General features: G+C 35.6%; 20 protein-coding genes. 1 reads left to right on the plus strand and 19 read right to left on the minus strand.

Annotated features, from left to right (window positions below):
- Positions 1 to 289: 289 nt before the first annotated feature.
- The 9 genes from ACYQ3Q_RS06705 to ACYQ3Q_RS06745 all read right to left on the minus strand — a co-directional run bounded on the left by ACYQ3Q_RS06705 (position 290) and on the right by ACYQ3Q_RS06745 (position 7,800).
- The gene (locus ACYQ3Q_RS06705; RefSeq protein ID WP_459927832.1) at positions 290 to 2,362 is read right to left on the minus strand and encodes a DEAD/DEAH box helicase; all 2,073 of its coding nucleotides are present in this window, start codon (positions 2,360 to 2,362) and stop codon (positions 290 to 292) included.
- Complete coding sequence (locus ACYQ3Q_RS06710; RefSeq protein ID WP_459927833.1) at positions 2,340 to 3,284, minus strand: Hachiman antiphage defense system protein HamA; 945 nt, start codon at positions 3,282 to 3,284, stop codon at positions 2,340 to 2,342. Before ACYQ3Q_RS06710 ends, ACYQ3Q_RS06705 begins: the two co-directional genes overlap by 23 nt.
- Before the next feature lie 226 nt (positions 3,285 to 3,510).
- Positions 3,511 to 4,023, minus strand: coding sequence for a hypothetical protein (locus ACYQ3Q_RS06715; RefSeq protein WP_459927834.1), 513 nt, complete (start codon positions 4,021 to 4,023; stop codon positions 3,511 to 3,513).
- A gap of 18 nt (positions 4,024 to 4,041) precedes the next feature.
- Complete coding sequence (locus ACYQ3Q_RS06720; RefSeq protein ID WP_459927835.1) at positions 4,042 to 4,479, minus strand: hypothetical protein; 438 nt, start codon at positions 4,477 to 4,479, stop codon at positions 4,042 to 4,044.
- A complete protein-coding gene (locus tag ACYQ3Q_RS06725) occupies positions 4,472 to 4,741 on the minus strand; it encodes a hypothetical protein (RefSeq protein ID WP_459927836.1) in 270 nt (89 codons plus the stop codon). Before ACYQ3Q_RS06725 ends, ACYQ3Q_RS06720 begins: the two co-directional genes overlap by 8 nt.
- A 54-nt stretch (positions 4,742 to 4,795) precedes the next feature.
- On the minus strand, positions 4,796 to 5,281 hold the full coding sequence (locus tag ACYQ3Q_RS06730) for a hypothetical protein (protein ID WP_459927837.1): 486 nt from the start codon (positions 5,279 to 5,281) through the stop codon (positions 4,796 to 4,798).
- 765 nt (positions 5,282 to 6,046) lie between these two features.
- Positions 6,047 to 6,430 carry a ubiquitination-like system serine protease family protein gene (locus ACYQ3Q_RS06735; protein WP_459927838.1) on the minus strand — a complete coding sequence of 128 codons (384 nt, stop codon included), beginning with the start codon at positions 6,428 to 6,430 and terminating at the stop codon, positions 6,047 to 6,049.
- Entirely contained in the window at positions 6,420 to 7,583 is a 1,164-nt protein-coding gene (locus tag ACYQ3Q_RS06740) for a ThiF family adenylyltransferase (protein WP_459927839.1), read from the minus strand. Before ACYQ3Q_RS06740 ends, ACYQ3Q_RS06735 begins: the two co-directional genes overlap by 11 nt.
- Positions 7,558 to 7,800, minus strand: coding sequence for a hypothetical protein (locus ACYQ3Q_RS06745; protein ID WP_459927840.1), 243 nt, complete (start codon positions 7,798 to 7,800; stop codon positions 7,558 to 7,560). Before ACYQ3Q_RS06745 ends, ACYQ3Q_RS06740 begins: the two co-directional genes overlap by 26 nt.
- 178 nt (positions 7,801 to 7,978) lie before the next feature.
- Between ACYQ3Q_RS06745 and ACYQ3Q_RS06750 the strand changes: the two genes are divergently transcribed.
- Positions 7,979 to 9,064, plus strand: a complete 1,086-nt coding sequence (locus ACYQ3Q_RS06750) for a helix-turn-helix domain-containing protein (protein ID WP_459927841.1) — start codon at positions 7,979 to 7,981, stop codon at positions 9,062 to 9,064.
- A 268-nt stretch (positions 9,065 to 9,332) separates the two neighbouring features.
- Here ACYQ3Q_RS06750 and ACYQ3Q_RS06755 read toward each other — a convergent pair whose 3' ends face one another.
- From ACYQ3Q_RS06755 to ACYQ3Q_RS06800, 10 genes are all read right to left on the minus strand, one after another.
- The gene (locus ACYQ3Q_RS06755) at positions 9,333 to 9,752 is read right to left on the minus strand and encodes a hypothetical protein (RefSeq protein WP_459927842.1); all 420 of its coding nucleotides are present in this window, start codon (positions 9,750 to 9,752) and stop codon (positions 9,333 to 9,335) included.
- 335 nt (positions 9,753 to 10,087) lie between these two features.
- Positions 10,088 to 10,546 (minus strand): JAB domain-containing protein, encoded by a 459-nt coding sequence (locus ACYQ3Q_RS06760; RefSeq protein ID WP_459927843.1) that lies wholly within the window; start codon positions 10,544 to 10,546, stop codon positions 10,088 to 10,090.
- Between the two features lie 147 nt (positions 10,547 to 10,693).
- The gene (locus tag ACYQ3Q_RS06765) at positions 10,694 to 11,107 is read right to left on the minus strand and encodes a helix-turn-helix domain-containing protein (protein ID WP_459927844.1); all 414 of its coding nucleotides are present in this window, start codon (positions 11,105 to 11,107) and stop codon (positions 10,694 to 10,696) included.
- Between the two features lie 493 nt (positions 11,108 to 11,600).
- Positions 11,601 to 11,969, minus strand: a complete 369-nt coding sequence (locus tag ACYQ3Q_RS06770; protein WP_459927845.1) for a hypothetical protein — start codon at positions 11,967 to 11,969, stop codon at positions 11,601 to 11,603.
- Positions 11,962 to 12,171: a hypothetical protein gene (locus ACYQ3Q_RS06775; RefSeq protein ID WP_459927846.1), complete on the minus strand. Its 210-nt coding sequence runs from the start codon at positions 12,169 to 12,171 to the stop codon at positions 11,962 to 11,964. The genes ACYQ3Q_RS06770 and ACYQ3Q_RS06775 overlap by 8 nt, the downstream gene beginning before the upstream one ends.
- 1,149 nt (positions 12,172 to 13,320) lie before the next feature.
- Positions 13,321 to 14,028 (minus strand): hypothetical protein, encoded by a 708-nt coding sequence (locus ACYQ3Q_RS06780; protein ID WP_459927847.1) that lies wholly within the window; start codon positions 14,026 to 14,028, stop codon positions 13,321 to 13,323.
- 163 nt (positions 14,029 to 14,191) lie between these two features.
- Positions 14,192 to 16,204 (minus strand): cell wall-binding repeat-containing protein, encoded by a 2,013-nt coding sequence (locus ACYQ3Q_RS06785; protein ID WP_459927848.1) that lies wholly within the window; start codon positions 16,202 to 16,204, stop codon positions 14,192 to 14,194.
- 577 nt (positions 16,205 to 16,781) lie between these two features.
- The gene (locus tag ACYQ3Q_RS06790) at positions 16,782 to 17,441 is read right to left on the minus strand and encodes a recombinase family protein (protein WP_459927849.1); all 660 of its coding nucleotides are present in this window, start codon (positions 17,439 to 17,441) and stop codon (positions 16,782 to 16,784) included.
- A 292-nt stretch (positions 17,442 to 17,733) separates the two neighbouring features.
- Positions 17,734 to 18,369 carry a hypothetical protein gene (locus ACYQ3Q_RS06795; protein ID WP_459927850.1) on the minus strand — a complete coding sequence of 212 codons (636 nt, stop codon included), beginning with the start codon at positions 18,367 to 18,369 and terminating at the stop codon, positions 17,734 to 17,736.
- 232 nt (positions 18,370 to 18,601) lie between these two features.
- Positions 18,602 to 19,543, minus strand: coding sequence for a DNA adenine methylase (locus ACYQ3Q_RS06800; RefSeq protein WP_459927851.1), 942 nt, complete (start codon positions 19,541 to 19,543; stop codon positions 18,602 to 18,604).
- Positions 19,544 to 19,548 lie beyond the last annotated feature (5 nt).

The following is a 19,548-nucleotide window of genomic DNA, read 5'->3' on the forward strand; positions in this document are numbered from 1 at the left end:
CGTGTAATGGTAAGTAGAAAAGCACCTGCCTTCATTCAGCAGATGCTCATAAATATACTAACTTTTTATATTCCCCTAAGCACTTACACCCTAAAAACAGTCTCTCTCTAAAACCCTATAAACTTAACGTTTCAAATTACCTACTACCACGCACTCCACGTGCTCTATCTCTGATATATCACTCTACAACTTTTAGTTTTCACACAGTTTGATGGATATAAACAAGTAATAAAGGCATGTATTTTTACACATACCTGCTTTCCCATATTACTTGCATAATTGAAATCAATCAGACAATATTGCGAATCACATACCTTGAAATAAAGCTAACTCTTTGAAGTTTATCAAAGCTTGCATACAAACGCTTTTTAAGCTCAAATAGATCATCAAAGTCGTTACCGATTATTTGAATTATTAAATTAATATCTCGCTCATAAATCCCTAAATCGAGCAACATCTTTTTTTGTTTAGAATCAGAAAAGTAAAGGTATTCGATAGCACCTATCACTTTATTGTCCAAAATACTTAGCAATGAGATGTCAATATTTTTCAATTTCATAAAATACCGTACAAGCATTACCTTGGTATAAAATTGATGCTCGATGAAGCTCATTTTGATGCTTATTGTTGTAGAAATTATATTATCTATCCCTTTCGAAGCAAAATACTTCTTTGTACTGTCCACTACAGTTTTAATTTTAGGACGACTTCTATGTAAAAGGCTATTAACAATATTCGCTCTGTAATTATCGCGAGCACCCTCGGCAATATAATATAGGCACTTGACTAAATTCAATCTTCCATGTTGAGAATTGTCTAGGAACGCTTGTAGTTCTTGTAGTAATTCTTGCTTGCACTCCTGATAACGATTGTAAATATCTTTTACCGTTTCAAACCTTGGACGACTACCGATTTCCAACAGGTATTCATCAATTGTAATCCCTAATGTTTGAAGGAATGCAATTACATCAGGATGATCTGCTATGTTGCCCTTTTGAATATCTATATCTTTACTTTCGTCGGTCAATTCAAATTTTATGCTTTTGATTGCATCAATTTTTTTATATTCTGGATCAGTTGGAGCTTTTAAATAATATGCTGTTCCAATAAAATGCTTGTTTAACCTTCCAGTTCGACCAACCAAGTTATAAAAATCAAAGGCCGAGAAATCTGCGTCATTGTTGTTCCTATCGGACATTCTTGATGGCTTAGTAATAATAATGCTTTTAGCAGTTGTGTTTACACCCTCAAGGAGTGTAGCTGTGCAGAGCAAGCGATTAAAAACATCACTGCTTTCATATAGATTTAACTGGAACAATTTTGTGCCAATCGGTATTTGTCCATTATGAATTAAATAACCTCTTTCCATTGCCTTGATGACGCACCAATCCTCATGTATTTCATCTCTAGCCCACTCCATAAAAAATTCCACTGTTTGATCTAACTCATCAATGATAGGCTCTTTAGCAATAAATTCATTTACGTATTTGTAAATTCCTGTAACAGTAGGAAAATAGATTAACGTTTTTTCATCGAACGGTAATTTAGCTAACAATAGTTGACATTCAGGATAACGATCATCGTGTCGCAATATGTTAACACTTCTGACTTCATTAACAACCGGCGAATATGTTGTATTGTAAAACGCAGGACGTTTTTCCAATTGCTCTATGTCCTCAACCGATTTTATAAACGGTGCCAATAAAACATATTTTTGAGCCTTTTGAGCCAAGTGATAGTAAGCCATATTTAAAACTAAAACTCTGTCATTTTGAGGATCAGTTTCCAATTTGTATACTTCGTCAATTACCAAAAAATTTATCTTCTTAATCATTTCATAAGCACTTTCTTGTACTACTCTGTCATGGGTAATAATGAATATGTTGTTTTGATCAAAATCATAAATCCTTTCTTCGTCAATATGTGTATGAATTTTGAATCTCGAAAATAATCCTTGATATTTTTTAATTACTCTCTTAACGTATTCATCTACCAAAGCTAAAGTAGGAACTACAAGTACAATGTTTTGGGGCATATAACGGGCAATATACTCAAATATACAGTAGGTTTTTCCAAAGCTAGTTGGGGCGCTGACAATAAGTGCATCGTTATTTTTAATTTGATTTAATATTTCAATTTGTTCTGGGTGCAATGACAGTTCATCATCTAAAACTGATTCTGCCAAGGCTGAATAAAGGACAGAATCCAATGTATAAGTATTTGAGTATACGGTTAAATCTAATGCAAACAGATCATCTGCAAGCTCCCTTGCTTTTTGTGTTGGATTCTGTGCCGTAGCTAAAGATCTTATATAGTATTCTCTCAAAATTTGAGGGTCATTACTTTGATGCTTCTTGCTCATAGTACGCCCTCCTTTCAGCTATTCCTTGGGTAAAGACTGCTATCATTTTGCTCTTATTAAAAATCGGAAGCGAAACCACAATATAAACCGTTTTAAGCCCAAGCATTGTACCTTTTTTAATCTTACATAATTTTTTAAAAATAGCATCTGGTGTAGCGTCTGCTCCATGAGCAATAAAAATAGGTATGCCGATCCTTTTTACATCTGCCTTTTCAATAAAGTGCCCGATTGAAAGACTTAACTCAACAACATCAGCATATTTATCACCGAATATTCCCATATTATTTTTTAAAAAACGACTACTCAGCATTAAAGTGAATTCGTCTTGAATCTGCTGTTCGTACGTTTGTAGAGATTTGTTAATTAAGCCAGTACCATTGGATAAAGATTTACTTAGCTTAGATTCTCCGAAAAGAATCATGTCACTTTCATGAGAATAAAATAGAGTATCAATGCCATAAACATTCATGTTGGGATCAGTTGTTAAATGTACCTTTGGAATGATACAATCAAACCCAAAATATTCTGAAAGCAAGTTACAGAATATGTATTCTCCTATCTTACCCATTTTATCTAATCGGACTTTTAGGTAACCATCGCCAGTATCCTCTAACTCGTATTCATCCGAAAGAATTAGGAGTACTTCATTCTCTATGGAAGCAGGAATTTTTTCGATGTTATAATCATCAATATACAAACCTAAATGTTTGAACAAAGTAACATAGTTCTTTACCATGGGTTCAAAATGCAAATTCATTTTGTTTTCAGCATATCTCAATAAACGAGTTTCATCAAAAAAATAATCAAATAAACCTCTATAAAAGTTATGTGAATCAGCCAAGTTGATATGTAGAAAAGTTGATTGTTCATTCAGTGTATGAACAGTAAATTCATTAAATTTCCCAGTCTTAAGTGCACTCATAAAAAAACAATCCCTTTCAAATTATCAACAGCCAATAAATGATAAATAACTTTCAATTATTAGCTTGTATGAGCCTTTATAACTTGCCTTTGATGATACCTTCCACATCTTCCGTGTATCTCCTCCTTATATCGTTAAAATATACCAATAAAAAACAAAAAAGGTCAGATCGTCCAAAGACAACCTGACCTTCCAAGTCTACCAAACACGTCTTTCCCTGATACTATTAATTCTTTTTCTTCCGGTTAGACCACTTTAACTGAGTGACTGTACCATCAATAACCGTTGCTCTGATATAGTTTGTTTCCGACCGTTTTTCTTTCTCACACTCATACTTACTGTTCTTACCGTTTTTACCCTGCTTGAACCATCTCTCCCAGATATTATATGCTAATCTCAATAACCTTTCGTCATAGTGCCCCTCATTACCGGAATTCATGATACTCATATTTACATAATACTCAGGAATAAAATTATATCTACAACTATAATAGAGTGCAGGTGAATCGCTAAATGTTCCAATATAATCCTGTTGAGTATGACCTGTTTTTTCATTTTTAATAATTTCTTCTTTGCTTATTTCTCCAATCATTTGCTTTAGCAGATCAAGTTTTTCATGACAATCCTTCCACTGTTCTTTATGGCCTGCTTTAGGTTTATAACTAGTACCATCCCTTAACGTTAAAAGCCTTCGGCGCTCTTGCTCATAGAATTCTACAATCAGTTCAGCTCTTGTCATGTTGGTACCCCCTTTCATTCATTTGTTACAGTATAAAACTAATTTCTTAAGTCTTGCCCGAATTCCCTGATGAGTCATATTGCCAAGATATTTACTTATTTGATTAGGATTCATACCACTCTCGAAAAGTTCAACAATAATCTCATTAGTAATTGGGTTTCCATTGGAATCCTTTTTCATGGCAGCCGGATAAACCTGTTTCTCTTCAAGTTCTTGAATTCTCTCTTGTGCCTCTTCTAACTGTTTTCGTAGTTGTTGTTCCTCTGTGCTTCCGTTCTCCACCACACTCTTATATAGTTTCGATTCTGAATTCTCTTTCTCTAATTCCTCGAATTGCTTTTTTGCCTCGATTAATAGTTGTGTCAATCGTTGAAGTTCACGATCTTTTTCTTTTAGTTGCCTTTGTAGCCAATCCATCTGTCTATCAGACTTTCTATTATAGCCATTCTCAGCCACCTCTCCTCCCCCATTCTAATTCGCTAAACTGTGCATTAATTCTATCTGCTAACGCATCAATATTTCTGACAGTCGATTTAGTAGAGTCTGTATAAACCAAGTAATTTACCCAATTCCACATCACTGCATCCCGATGATTCACCGCACCAATACACTCCACCTCATCAGGTTTAATTTCGGGTCCTAGTTGATTTAAGTACAAAACTAGTTCATCAATCATCGCAACGCCCTTTTTCATAAATGCAGAAATCTCTATTTTCATAACAACTCGTCTCCTTCAAAACTCAATATGCTTACGGGAACCCTGTAAACTGTATTAAATACGAACGCTTGATAATCTCCGTTCGTTCAGAAATTCAATATCTAAGTCAGCACGTCCACTTTTTACTGTTATTACAATTAAATTATTACCATAGACTATAACAATTGTTCCAAGTTGTTTTTTGGTTGCCCATATATGATGATGCTTATGTAGCTGGTCTTCTGGATCACACCCAATGTCAAAAAAGCGATCTATTAGCTTGCCATCTCTGATTATAAGGTTTAATAGAACTAACGCCTCCCAATACCCTATGTTTTTAAGCTTGTAAATGCCTGGCTTGTTATAATAGCTGGTAACTTTGACCTTATTCTTATTAACACTGTTTATCACCTTATTAACCCAATTATTGATGTCATCTATGCTCTTGCAATAGGGCATGTACATAGCTCCGGTATCAGCATATTCTTCGTACTTGTTGTACAACCAACGGTTCAATTGTGCGAAAGCAGTATAAATTTTGACAACCTTTTGATCTAACATGCTTATCACCTCCTGCTCAAATTTGATTTTCACTTTCTATTAATTGCTTTACATGTCTTTGAACAGGCACATTATCTTTTACCCGGTGATTCTTAAAATTCTCCATATGAATATGGCTCCTAGTGTAGTAGGAGCCTATAAACCAAATTTATCCTCAAGATCTTCTATCAAGTGTGACTGATTAATCCTTTAATCTCTGTTTAAACATACTTTCCAATCTCACAAAAATCCTGACTTACTATTTTCACACCAACACGCACCCTTGAAATGGGCCATTGTTTCTAGAGGTTTTTTGTAAATGTTTCTAGTGATTTAGTAACTGTCGATATCAATTTACATCCCTTCCACCATTTACTCAAAAACTAAATCAATTCTTACTACATGCTGATAGGGTAATGCTCGTCCTAGTGCTTAGATGTTTTGCCTTATGCTTGTGCCTTCATTTAAACTTGCCTCCTTTAACATGATTGCTTATAGTGTTTCGCTTTCCATAGTTAAAGGGTACCATGGTTCTTCATGACTCTTTTTGAATCTGATGCACCACGTCTATGTAGGTTTTGCTAAAATGAGTGTCATCTTTTAAGACTGTATATAATATTTTAAGTTTTTGTTCAGGAAAACAAAAAGAGCCTATCCCTAAATGGATAAGCCCTATGCTTATAAACCCTGTTAAACCTCATCTTTAAATCTACGCTAAATTGTTAATCAACTCACACCCTAAGCTTCTAAACACGTAATAATCGTATATAGCATTCTAAAATTACTTTAACCAGATCTAAATAGATTTTTTATCCAATCAATAAAGCCATTTGCTTTCGGAGCACTTTCAATGTGTCTTTTTAGCGACTCTTTATCATTTCTTACTACTTGAGCCATTTGATTTTTAGTGATAGTACCTGCCCATACAACCTTGTCATTAGTAATAAAATAATGGGACTTACACTCATGACCCCAGTTACCAATTGATGGAGAAAGAGATACCGTTTCACCGTCATAAGTTAACTTCCATCGTGCCGGTGACAAAGTTGTCACAATATCCGTTCCACATCCACAGGCGCATTTGTGTTTTGCAACATCGTATTCAAGTGATATATAAAGCATATTATTTTCAATTTCAGATGGAATGTATTCTACAAATTTATGTCTCATTTTTTATCTCCTCTTCATCAACTATAAACGTTGAATTATAGAAGATTTCTTCAGTTAAATAAAAACGATAAAGTTTTTTCCAAGTTATAATACCTAAGATAGCATTTAAAGCATTTAATTCTGATATTTGTATGTTTTGAGAATATACATTTTCATCTTCTATATGCTCCATTGCGATTTTAGACAAATAAGTGTTGTTATCGGGTGTAACAAGCGTTTTTCTTATAAGTCCTCTTAATGAGTTGTCAACAACACTTATTCCCATACCCAAATCAACAAACGGAATTTTTGAAAGTACAAGATGATCAATAATCGCTTTTTTGGCCTCAGCTTTGTCTATTGCTAAAAATACAAAATCATGTCCATCTAATAAATTTACGTTTGACTCATTAATAAAGACATCATTTTCTATGATACCGTCCCGTAAAACATCATATTTTCCCTTGAAATATGATACCTTACTTGGTCTTTTCTTTAGTTCATCTAAACTCATTGCGCTAGGAATCCTGAAAGCATTATGATTTAACATTACATCTCCGTCAAATAGTGAAATTTGTTTAACCGGAGTTTTGCTAACAAAATCTAGCACAAAAGAGCCTGTTCCACCCAAGCCTACTATAGCTATTTTTTGATCCTTTATTCTATCAGATATATGAGAAAGTCCTGCTCTTGCTGTATTTGTATCAGGGTACTTAAATACACTAATATCACTATAAGCCTCATATTCAAAGGCTTGTGCTGAAACGCCAGTGTCTATGGACTTTGCTGGTGCAGACAATAATTCGATATACTTAGTCATCTTTGTATAAAAATCAGGATACCCATTTTGAGGTCTTGAAGAAAAATAATATGATCCAATAATATCTGTAGTTAAGGTATTCACATCATAAGAATTAACGAAAGACTTATTTTCCGTCCCAAATTGATCACAAGGATGCTCCCCCATAAACCTTACTGTATGATCCTGAGGTGGTACAGTTTTTTCCCCTGATAAAGTCAAAGGACAATAAAGTATACCGAATAGCACTTTTTTCTCCCTATTAACATAGGGTATCCCTTTCACTACTAAATTAGCATTGACTATAGAAATATTATATCCTTCGATTTTAAGCTTTCTTAAGTCATCATTAAGATCTATTAGTTGAATCGACATTTATCCTCATATCCTCTTTCATGTTAATTTCGTCTCCGAGTGAATACGTAATTACATGTTTGTCTCCATCATCATTTTTTCTAGTTGATATCATAGTATACGACTTCTGTGATTCATCATAGCTTCCAAAGGCTAGCACAACTACTTCTTGAAAAGTATAACTTCGCTTTTCAACCTCTTTGGGTTGGGCATTAATTACTACTGTTATCTGTTTCATCCATCTTCACCTCTTTCTAATATTTAGCCAATATGCATCTTGGCAATTTTTATTATAACAAGTGTTATAATGGTTGTCAATAACGCATGGCAACATTATTTGTAACATTTGTTATTGTCAAAGATATCAACTTCATGGTATTATTTATTTGTTATACGTATTATAAGGAGGCATTGTTGTGTCGGTATCCGAACGCATACTAAAAAGACGTGAACTATTAGGGTTGAGCCAAACAGAACTGGCAAAAAGAGCCGGGTTACAACCACCAGCGATAAGCCAGTATGAATCAGGAGTAAGAAATCCCTCATACGAAGCGATAGTTAAACTATCCAATGCATTAAATGTTACTACTGATTATTTGGTTTCCGGCAAAGAATTAAGCACAGATGTTATTCATGATGATACAATAAAATTTTTATTAAAAATTACTCAAGGCCTATCCGTACAGGATAAAGATAAACTTCTTGAGTTTGCAGTTTTTCTCTCTTCTGATTATCATAGAAATGTACCAATGCCAATGGAATTGGACTCTGCCGAATTGGTTCTCAGAAATCACAGTAATGACATTCTTCCAATTGACGTCCGCCAAATCGCAGGCAAGTTGAATATTTTAATCTATGAGGACGAACTGGATAATGAAGACGAAGGAATACTTTTTAATGGGCCCCAAAAAATTATTGTGTTAAACTCAACAAAGAAACACAGTCAAAGGAAGAAGTTTACTACAGCATTATTAATAGGTCATGCAGTGATACCCTGGCATCTCAAACAAACGTATGTAAGGAAAGCTAGCTCATCTACTTTACTAACGGAAGATATTCAAGAAATGGAAGCTAATGATTTCGCCGCTAAATTAATTATGCCTCAAGTTCATCTACATAAAGACTTCGTCAACACAAGAGCAAGTATGGAAAGTTTGAAGCAGCTTGCTTTAGAAAAATATGATGTCTCAGTTTTTGTACTGCTAAACAGACTTGTAGAATATGCTAAAGACAAATTCGCTGTTATTCAATCTGAAAAATGGAAGATTTTAAAGACGTATCCTGGTAATAGACCGTTGAACTCAACGATAGATCCAGCGAGTGTCACAGCCACATTTTTTGACAATCCAAGTAGCATAGAAGAGATACGCCAAGGAGAGGTACCTGCAAAATACTGGTTTTTAGATGCACAGGCCGATGAAGTTATATATGAAGAATGTATATATAATCCAGAATACGGTAAAGTATTGACACTTTTAAACAGGATCCCATTACCGGAATAGTGGTGATTTGGATGGGATTAATTAAACAGACCTCAGTATATTTTTTATATACTGAGGTCTGTTTGTCATTTCACCACCAGAATTGACTACCACCTAGTCAAACGATTCTTACCAGGTGTTGATAGTGTAATGTATGCCTCTCATCCACCTAAATATCACCGTGATGATGGCCAAAGTACCAATGCATGAACTCGGCCAGTATAGTTAATTGAAAAACTCTTGTGATTCACCTAAACTCAATTATTAACTAGTACCCTGCTTTGCTACTTTAATAATCTTCAAGATCATCGGAGCTAATCCATTTTTCTAACAGGCCCCTTCTTCCAGTGTTATTGATTGTTAATGCTCTTCCTGAGTATGTGCTTACATTTGAAGTATTCTCAACTGTTTCATTCGAAATAATTAATAAGCATTCTGCATCCGCTAGTAACTTTTCTGAAAAGGTCATACTTGGAGATTTTATTCGGCCAATTCTAACTTTGATTTGACCACGGTACAGTTTTAGCCAAGCATCATGTTCCCTCAACCTTTTTTGGAACTCTCTTTTTGTACGACCTATGTATAGTAGGGTTTCCCAATTACCCCATATACGAGATATTGCATATATCCCCTTGTCTGATGCTAAAACACATAGGTCGAATCTTTCTAAGCTAAATGCTCCAGACCATTGTATTGTTATTGTTTGCATAGAAACCTCTCTTATAAATAAACTTTGCCGCTTTATTACTTGCCTTTTATTACCACCACTAGATTATTCGACACAAAGCAAAGAATCCCTGTCATATTCATCCTTATTTAGAAATTACTCACCTATGGAGTGTTGTTTTGACCATGATTAGGAAAATAGCACTAGCCTTAGAATTGCTCTAATCTAGTGCTTTTAATAATGGTTAGTTTACCTCAAGAATTACTCTTCTAGTTAAACGATTCTTACCACCACTTTTTGATAGAGAAGTAAATGCCATCGTCTATATCTATGGGTTCCATGGTTGATCCCCCTTTTCTTTTTGCTTCGCACTTTTCTCAAATATCCCCACGCTCTTTCAAGCTCACAAAACGAGAATTACTTCCAATGATAATATGGTCGATCACTTCTATTCCTAAGATTTTTCCTGCTTCTACAAGTCTACGTGTGACTTCGAGGTCTTCCTGACTAGGTTTCGGTTCCCCGCTGGGATGATTATGAGCTAGGATCAATGCATTGGAATTGGCTAACAGAGCCACTTTAAATACTTCCCTCGGATGAACTAAGCTAGAGTTCAAAGTGCCAATACTGACTGTATGAATTGCTGTGGGCTGATTCTTCGTGTCTAGGCAAACGACTAGAAAACACTCACGATCTTCGTCTTTTAGAAAAGGTTCGAGCAGATTAGCCGAATCTGAGGGTGAGTTTATGGTTCGATTTTGGTATAGCACACTGCCTTCTCTAACTATTTTGATAGTGACAATGTTGACTCTTTTGGCTGGTAGCTTCTTTTCCACTCTTAGCACTCCTCATTTCATTCTTAGACATAGAACAGCTCCAATCCATTTAGTTGGGTTGGAGCTTATTGTTCACTGTTGTTTTTTTGCTGGTAGTCCCATTTAAACGCCTCTTCCCTACTCTTATTGCCTTACTTCTAATCGTCCCTACCGTGTCTTTTTTAACCCATTTGCTCGATTTAGGCGCTGATACAATGCTTGCCTGCTTATACCCAATTCAAATGCGGCCTTTATTATATTGCCATTATTTCTTGATAAACAGTTTAATATCTCCTCATGTTTAACGATACGCCTGGCTTTAACTACTTCAGCTTCATAGTGCTCACGTAAGGCTTTTAATCTCTGATTATGTTTTTGCTCTATATATGTCTGTTTTTCCTTAAGCGTTTTATTTTCAACTCTAAGGTTGCCTAACTCAATATTTTCGATGTTCCACATTTTGTTTTTCAAAGAGGTATTTTCCTTTATTAAGCAATCCATCTTTCTTTCGTTTGATTCCATGGTCTTTTTACATTGCACTAACTTCTCTTTGTATTGTTGTAATTCTTCATCTAATGTCATGGTAAACTTCCTCCTAGTGATTCAAATTATACTTAATAATCTAAATCATGCTTATTTGAAAGCATACCTTTGACAATCATGGCTTTACACTCAATATCTCTAATGCGCCCTTCAAGCCATCATTGCTTGGTACTTAATATTTCTGTGTTTTCATTTAAACTGTGAAAGCTGATAATCTTATCCTTTGTCGTCATAGTGTCAACTATGGCTTTACAACTTGACATTTATTTGCTTACATCAAAATATGTGTGTTTTTGATTAAAATAGCTCTTGTTTATCTATTTTAACCTTGTACATAGTGTCAACCATGGCTTTACAACCCACAATTTGTTTGTATCCCTATAAACCTATTTTACTTAACCTATAAACCTCCACTACCTCCAGATTGTTGGCTTTGTATCAAGCTAAATCATACTTGCTTTTGCCTACACCTCTTGTGCCTTCCATTTATTGAGCCTGAATTAGCTTGAAAAATGGAAACAACCTTACATTTTTAGTCAAAGAGCACTTCGTTCCATAATGCCATTTGAATTATAAAATCTGCATCATCTGAGCTCATGGAGCTTACCTCCAAGGTATCTCCTTTGATAAATTGCGTTAGATATGGTAGAGCCTGTTGTATGCCTAACATCAACTTTGATTTTGTTAGCTGGTAAACCTGTTCCATGCCATAGAACAATAGTGTTCCACCATTTGAAATGATACTTGACACTGATCCCATTTCACTCTGGTACATTGATTCAATATTGTAGCACCAGTGTAAACAACTGCCTTGGTCCAAGGCTTTTTCCATGATGTTTGATATGTCCTTGTTGCTGATTTTCAGAATCAAAGGGAGCACAGTAAACTCATTATTACTCATCGTCTATTGCCTCCCCAAATAATACATATTTTCCAATGATGTTTAACCCTTCATGGTAAGTATTGCTCTGTTGGACTTCTAAGACCATACGCTTAGATTGCTCTAGCTGACCATTGGCTAGTAATGCTCTACGAGCGATAGCCATAAGATTAAAAATATTTTGATTGGCCCTTATCAAAAGAGCTATTGGCTTGTCCTTCATGAACTTCCACACTCCCCTCTTCAATAATTGGGGGTGTATTATATAAGATTTTTTGGTTATTACAAGACCGAAAAATCTATAAATGAAATACATGAAAGGTGCACCATGAATTATAAAAAGAGTCTATCATGCACTGATAAACTCTTTCTTAAATAATGTCTGTTATTCAAATACTCGCCTTTATCTTCTTGTGGTTTTGGTACTTTTTTGTACCACTCATGTCGTTTTCTTGGCTTTCAAAAAAATATTATGGGAGTTAGTAATAACATTATTTGATCCTACTCTCTTATAGGAAGCTCCTATTTTTACAGTCTAATGATTGCTCTGCAACCCTATATATATATCAATCATTTTCTTTAGGTGTACATGATTTCTTGAATAATCATTTGCTGCTAAAGGTAATACAATTTTCATAAAATATTTTCTTATTTGGTTTGTCCCCCTCCTTCTTTTAGACATATTTTTCGTCTATCCCGCATAAAGTTTTATACCATAAAACTTACTTAGCCTCTTTATTGCCATTAGTCTCGTGCATACTGAAAGCTATGGCCACCCTCTTTATCGAATCATTTTATCAACATGCCTTTATGAGTTTACTAAAGAATAGTACATAGTTGACACTGAAATTCAATCTGATACTTGAAGTTAACTTGTTTACTATGACAATTCCACAGATAAACCGCCTAGCTCTGTCATGCTGCCCTTTTTCTTTCTACGCATTTCAATGTCAATATTAAATTTCATCTCAATGCACTCACACAACGTTAACATGCCATCCTTTTTCTTACTACGTTTATCATGTCAAAAGATAATTTCACTTTAGTGTACTCACAAAATACACTATGTTTCCCTTCTGAACTTACCTTGTTTACCATTTGATACATAATGTTTCCCATTGAAAGTCGCCTTGTTTACCCTATTCTTAGCTGTATTACCAGCTTAATTGGTTTGTGCCTACCTTTTGACTACTAATGCTGTAAACTTTTTGAGGTACCATATACTCGAAATCCCTCCTTGTACCACTATAAAGCTTACGCAAACTGTAACAAATAAATCAGATTTGATTAACATTCTAAGGTTTATATCATTATTATCTGTATATAAAAATCAGAACCCTACTTGAGTGGTGAAGTTCTGATTTACTAGTTGTTAGTGAGCCTTTAAATTTTTAGTGAAGTTGGGGTCTGATGTTGTGCCAGTAACTTCGGCCCTATTACCCTCATGTCCATCAGTTATGCCGTCCCCGTTCTGGTCCCAATCCATTTTTGGGAATGCTCCAGGTGTTCCAGTCAGGTCTTCATTACTGCTTTGTTGAGTTGGTTGAGTTGGTTGAGTTGGTTGAGTTGGTTGAGTTGGCTTAACAGCTCCGCTACTTGGCTTTGTCGCTTCAGCTGGCTTCACAACTGGCTCAGGCGATACTTGTAAACTATTTACTTCTTCAATGGTTGTTCCAAAATTTATTGCTATCGCTGTAACTATTTCTATTACTTCTTCTGGCGTATTTCCTCTATCTACACATCTCTTTCTTTGCATCTCTATATAGGTCTTCGCCTCTAGCAGTGTAGATCCACTCGATAATTTCTTGTTAGGATCAGCTGGAACCTGTGCTTCTGGAACCTCGGCCAAATCGCTACCTAATTCTAGTCTATTCTCATCAACGCCTAGTGCGTTATCACCTTCGACTTTAATGGCGTTTATAGTTCCGTTCTTAGCCTCACTTAGATCCTGTGACTCCGTATCTACTGCGTTTGCTCGAAGTGCTTGTTGTGAGGTTGCTATTTTATTTAAATGTAACCCCACGCCTACTATTGCTATTACCAAGATTACAACTGTAATCACTTTTAACTTATTTTTCATAAGTTTCTCCTTAACCATCAAATTATCTAATCGGCACATATTGAGCCTTCCAAAATTAATAATGTTTTTATCATCCTATACTAAAGGCCAGAGACCGGTCATTTGCTATATTTTGACGGCATAGCACAATCCCTTCTCTGGCCTTAAGAACAGGTCTCTTTTTTTAGTTACCTGTTAACTTAGTAGACACTACCGCTGTACCTCCGAAAATGTAAGCCTTATTTACTGTACTTCCTTTTATATAGTCCGCAATAGTGCCTTTAACACTGTTCCTCTCTACAAGAACTAGGGGTGTGTTGTTCTTTGCCGCTAATACAGATCCCGTTAGCGCATCAGGATAATTCTCGCCCGTTGCGATTGCGATTGTTGTGTATCCGCCTTGTGGTGCAAAGTGCTTGATAATCTCTAGACATGTATCATATCGATCGTATCCCGCTAGTCTAGTTACACTGATACCCATGCTAGCTAGCTCTGTCTCAACCCCACTTGCAATTACTCCTGTACCACCTGCAATGATAACATTCTTTACGCCCATTGCCTGTAATGCAGTTTTTGCATCAACTCCCAGTGCGTTTACTCCTGAGAACAGGATTGGCATTGTATTTTTTGCTGCAAATGGCGCTAACGCTAATGCATCGGGGAAATTCAAGTATGTTGCCAGTGCTACGGTGTCGAACTGTTTTAACTTGCCCACTTCTTCTGCGACTCGGACAGCAGTTTCATGTACGTCTGCTCCACCGATTCGGATGACTGTATACTGCTGTTTTAGGCTGTCCTCAACAGCTTGAGAAACAGATTTATAACTTCCAAGAATGTATACTGTTTTTACTCCAAGTCTAGTTATCTCTGCACTTGTATCACTGTTGAGTACATCGGATGGCGTAATTAACATAGGTGCATTTTTTAAATACGCAAAGCTTGAACCAACTAACGCGTCATGATAGGTGTTTCCGTCTGCTAGTATTACACTTTCGGATTGGCTCCATCCACTGCGACTAATTGCTACTGCCGTTGCATACCGATCGAACCCTGCTAATCGCTCCGTACTCCCTACCACTAAACTGTTAGATACCGGAGTCCCACCGATGCCTGAATAGCCAGTCGTTGTATTGATAGTAATTGTTGTGCCGGATGACACCATGTCAAAGTCAACGATTTTTGCAAGGTCTCTTAGATTAACATAGTTGCTTCCATCAATTTCATAGGCTAACGGTTTAATCTCTGATCCATCAATTGCATAAGTTTGTTTTGTTGGATTAGCTGTCTTTGTCCCAGACGCAACAGTGGTTAACTCTCCACCTACCGCTGTGTATGCTGAGTTATAGTCTGCAGTCTTGATGGTAATTAAGTCCGTCTGAGTTACATGTGCGATGTCGAACCGTTTTGCTGTTCCGTTTAACATAGATGCTAAGTCCCTAACTTTTACATAGTTGTCTCCTGCTATGTTGTAAACAGAGCTGTTAAACTCTTTGCTGTCTACTTTGATTGTTGTTAATGTGCCTGTAGCGGTTTCCGCTATCGGCGCTACATAAGAGACGTCTTCTGTCCCAGCTGTTACATAAATATACGCGTGTACCCCAATACCTAGCGAACGATCTAACTCTACCATGTACATTCCAGGTTTACTGATGGTTTTAGTCTGGACCTCAGCGCTAATATCGCTCACTTCGGTGGAGTAGGATAACATTTTTCTATGATCAAAACCAATGTTGTACAAAACCCTACCAGACTCAACTTCAAATCTAGTGAATTCTATAATGTTTCTACAATTGAAGTAGTCTCCAGAGAAGGTTAGCGACACAGGAGCTTTAGCATACAAAAGCCTTTGATCATGCATTACACTCTCTCTTAGCACATTACTCACTGTTAGATAGGCTCCAGTCCTCTCCATGGTATGATCCATCCATGGTGCCCCTTCGTTGGTTATTAGGTTAGCATCGTATTTGATTGTATTTCCGTCTTCTCCAGGTATTACTGTTCTTATTACCTTAGGTAAATCGGTATACACCTTACCGTAGGAGTCCTTGTAGTATTCTATTACCCTTCCGTCAGGATGTGGGACTACCTCTGCCCCTCCAAATGACTTGTCCGTTGGCAACAATGCCCCCAATACTGAGGTTGGAACCAATAGTGAAAGTACTACCCCAAATGCTAGTGCCTTTGTTTTCTTGAACATTTTTCATCCTCCAATTTTTTTATCTCCTAGAATATGACTCCTTCTTCTAAGCTTCTGTCTATTTCGACATTATATTGGAAATATTGGTATACATTGTCAATTATTATAATTGTACGTTACGGCCCAACATATTTCAACACTTTAATTTTGGCTAAAACCCCCCAGATCCTATCTGCTATCAGTAGCTTAACTTCAAAACAATAAGGCGGGGTGGATTCCTCAAAGTATTGAATTAATTGAGTTGAGTATGATATCCATATACAAGCTTTGTTTACTGAATAAACTTAATCTTAATTATCTTAATAAAAAATGAGCCTTCCAAAATCTTTAAGAAGACTCATTCTTTATTAGGTTTTTAATTTCCCCAACGCCATTTTATGTTTTCTTGCAACACAAGCATAGATATTTTGGTATTTTCTATTGCATGTTTTGATTGATTTAGTCCTTAATTCTTGCCCAACTAAAACTGAATTACCTATAATAAGCTGGTTTCATTACAATATCAAAAATGAATTTTACACAATGATACCCCCAAACGGATAAGAGTCGAGGGTATCAATACAAAAATATTACTTTTTTATATTGCTTCACTTTTAGAATGATCCGTTTGATTACCCTGTAGTTGTGCTTCGTATTCAGTCATCTTTCTATAAAAGGTCGAATTAGTAAGCCCTAACAATTTCTGACATTCCACACCAGTCAGACTTTTCTCGACACGCCATCTACGATAAACATCGCCTAGCGTCTTTTGGTCAATTTCCATAGGTTTTCTTCCTTTGTATACTCCGTTTAGTTTAGCTATTTCAATTCCTTCCCTTTGCTTACTTCTTCTGGTATTAAAGTCATTTTCATCCAAGCTAGTATATACTTCCAATAATATTGTTGATACCATATCCATAACCCAACTATTTTTTTCATCAAGGTCTACTAATGTAGTGGGCAAGCTTAGTATTTTCACACGTATGCCATGCTCCTTCATCCATGCTAATTCTGATTTTACTAATGCTTTATTACGGCCTAATCTCTCAGTATCCTTAATAACTAACGTATCACCTGATCGTAGTACCCGCTTAAGCACGATGTATTCCTGCCTATCGAAGTCTTTTCCAGACTTCTTATCTTTGAATATGTCCTCGTCACTAATTTCGTTATTGCAGTAATCTTTAATCGCCATTATTTGTCTTTCCAAATTTTGGTCTGTAGTCGATACACGTGCATAGCCCCAAGTTTTAGCCATGTTAAACATCCTTCCTTTTAAACATCCTGGAATTTTCTCGTTTAGTCATTCCAATGGACTATACCCTAACCTTACTTCAACTAGCCTCTGAAGTGACATCAAAAACCATTCCATTTACCTTGGGATGGTATTATGACGCATCTCAATATGAAATTCAACCCTATTGATAAATTATTTATTAACTAGCTTTAATTCTGAATCAATTATTGAGCCTCTATTATCATTTTAATAATATTTAGAGACATAAAAACACCTGGTACCAAATCTGAAAATTGGTAGCAGGTGTTTCTTCTTATTCAATTATATTTATACCTCTATAATAAATCTCTGCTCCTTCCAGTTCCTTTACAAGATCATAAAATGTTTTCATATTATGAACATATCTCCCTTTTAAGTGATTTTTTCTGTGTTTGTGAAGCTTTTTATGTATTAAGACCGTTGTTCCCTCTCTATGGTCGAAAGTCAACCATTTATGATGAACTTGAAAATCTGACTCTGATTTTTTTACTTCTCCGGAAGTTATCAGCGAATGTATGATTCTCTCAATGTATTCTAGTTTATCTTTTGTAATATTTCCTTTAACACGTTCTCTTGAATTATGTTCTATATCTCTTGTCTTACTTATACAGAACGAATAAGATGATAAAATGGGCACTAAATCGAGTATCCGACCGTTATATTCAACAAACTCGTTAATTACTAAGTAACAATTCTCTTTAACTCTCATGAGAATAGCATTTTGCAATGTATTTACTCTGTAATAGATGTTTCCGTTCCTCCGATAATTCTCTCCGATCTTTGTTAGCACTTTATAATAAAGTGCTGTATTTATTACTTCTTTTATGATGACTATGAAATTAGAGTTATATTTATTTAGTTCTTGTTTCTCGGTATTTAATATTTCCTCCATGGATAGTAACTTTGACATATACAACATCTCCCTTAAAAATATTTACTATTCTTTCTGAGACATGCTTTATTATAGGCATTAAAAAATAACATAAATGTTATCTTTAATATACACAAGGTCTTTAATTTATGATGAATGTCCCGAAATAGATTGATAATCAAAGAAAAGCCCCCAGTTTTAACCAGGAGCCGCTTATATAACTTCCTAATAATTCTACTCTTAAGTACCGTCAAATAATTGAACTACATTTCTAATAATTTAACCAAACCCACTCATCCTCCCTAGGCTTTTTATCTCCTAATGAAGATCCATGTGAATATTTCGCTACGTCTTCTGCAAGTATTTCACATCTCCAGTTGCCGGAATCTACTAGCCTATCATATATACTTTTCCCTTCATATTTGTACCCAGATATAAGAATTGGAGCCTTTGAATCAATTATGGTGTTGACGTATTTTATTTGGTCTTCATCATCCATGTCTATTTCATAGGCTTTTTTATCTTTACGAGTTTTCAACTCATAAGGACTATCTAAATACATGAATACATTGGAGTCATTCTTATATTTGTTTACCAACACAAGTGTATTAACACAATAGGCTTCAACACCTTCCATTTGCTCTATTACTTTATCAAGAGTATAATCCATCCATCTATAGTAATGTGTATCCTCATTATCGTGATAATCAGGTTTAGGAGATTTACCAAGCCCGTTGAATGACTGTTTAAACAGTACTAAAGCTGCTGCTGCAAGTTCAACAATCCTTTCTTCTGGAACATACTTTTTCCACCTGTCTTTCTGCCATTCAAATGCCGGTGCCCCTGTTACAGCCAACATTTTAGGCTCAAATTCTGTTTTTATATCTTTTTCATATGGTTCCCAGATTTCCTTTGCTTCTAAAAAGCAACTCTTTGATAATTCGGTGTCCTCTATTAAATCCAATACTTTATACGCCATTGCCGGGTCGCTTAATGCTTTGTGTATCAGAAATAGTCTAGGATTAAGGTCATTTATAATTCTGCGGTCAAATATATCTTTATCAATGTTAAGTGTAACAGCTCCAGAACCACCAAAACCATCTATGAATGTATTGCAATTACTGGCTCCGTCCTCAATAAACCCTTTTAAATTTGTTATTAGTTTACCTTTACTTCCGAAGTATGCAAAATTAGTTAACGCTCTCTTTGCCATGATTT

The organism is Desulfosporosinus burensis (genome assembly GCF_054657535.1).

Coding starts and splice junctions, on each gene's coding strand:
- ACYQ3Q_RS06775 (WP_459927846.1), bottom strand. CDS start 12,171: ATGAAGGACAAGCCAATAGCTCTTTTGATAAGGGCCAATCAAAATATT.
- ACYQ3Q_RS06755 (WP_459927842.1), bottom strand. CDS start 9,752: ATGCAAACAATAACAATACAATGGTCTGGAGCATTTAGCTTAGAAAGA.
- ACYQ3Q_RS06770 (WP_459927845.1), bottom strand. CDS start 11,969: ATGAGTAATAATGAGTTTACTGTGCTCCCTTTGATTCTGAAAATCAGC.
- ACYQ3Q_RS06785 (WP_459927848.1), bottom strand. CDS start 16,204: ATGTTCAAGAAAACAAAGGCACTAGCATTTGGGGTAGTACTTTCACTA.
- ACYQ3Q_RS06740 (WP_459927839.1), bottom strand. CDS start 7,583: ATGTCGATTCAACTAATAGATCTTAATGATGACTTAAGAAAGCTTAAA.
- ACYQ3Q_RS06800 (WP_459927851.1), bottom strand. CDS start 19,543: ATGGCAAAGAGAGCGTTAACTAATTTTGCATACTTCGGAAGTAAAGGT.
- ACYQ3Q_RS06765 (WP_459927844.1), bottom strand. CDS start 11,107: ATGACATTAGATGAAGAATTACAACAATACAAAGAGAAGTTAGTGCAA.
- ACYQ3Q_RS06780 (WP_459927847.1), bottom strand. CDS start 14,028: ATGAAAAATAAGTTAAAAGTGATTACAGTTGTAATCTTGGTAATAGCA.
- ACYQ3Q_RS06790 (WP_459927849.1), bottom strand. CDS start 17,441: ATGGCTAAAACTTGGGGCTATGCACGTGTATCGACTACAGACCAAAAT.
- ACYQ3Q_RS06730 (WP_459927837.1), bottom strand. CDS start 5,281: ATGTTAGATCAAAAGGTTGTCAAAATTTATACTGCTTTCGCACAATTG.
- ACYQ3Q_RS06745 (WP_459927840.1), bottom strand. CDS start 7,800: ATGAAACAGATAACAGTAGTAATTAATGCCCAACCCAAAGAGGTTGAA.
- ACYQ3Q_RS06795 (WP_459927850.1), bottom strand. CDS start 18,369: ATGTCAAAGTTACTATCCATGGAGGAAATATTAAATACCGAGAAACAA.
- ACYQ3Q_RS06710 (WP_459927833.1), bottom strand. CDS start 3,284: ATGAGTGCACTTAAGACTGGGAAATTTAATGAATTTACTGTTCATACA.
- ACYQ3Q_RS06715 (WP_459927834.1), bottom strand. CDS start 4,023: ATGACAAGAGCTGAACTGATTGTAGAATTCTATGAGCAAGAGCGCCGA.
- ACYQ3Q_RS06705 (WP_459927832.1), bottom strand. CDS start 2,362: ATGAGCAAGAAGCATCAAAGTAATGACCCTCAAATTTTGAGAGAATAC.
- ACYQ3Q_RS06735 (WP_459927838.1), bottom strand. CDS start 6,430: ATGAGACATAAATTTGTAGAATACATTCCATCTGAAATTGAAAATAAT.
- ACYQ3Q_RS06725 (WP_459927836.1), bottom strand. CDS start 4,741: ATGAAAATAGAGATTTCTGCATTTATGAAAAAGGGCGTTGCGATGATT.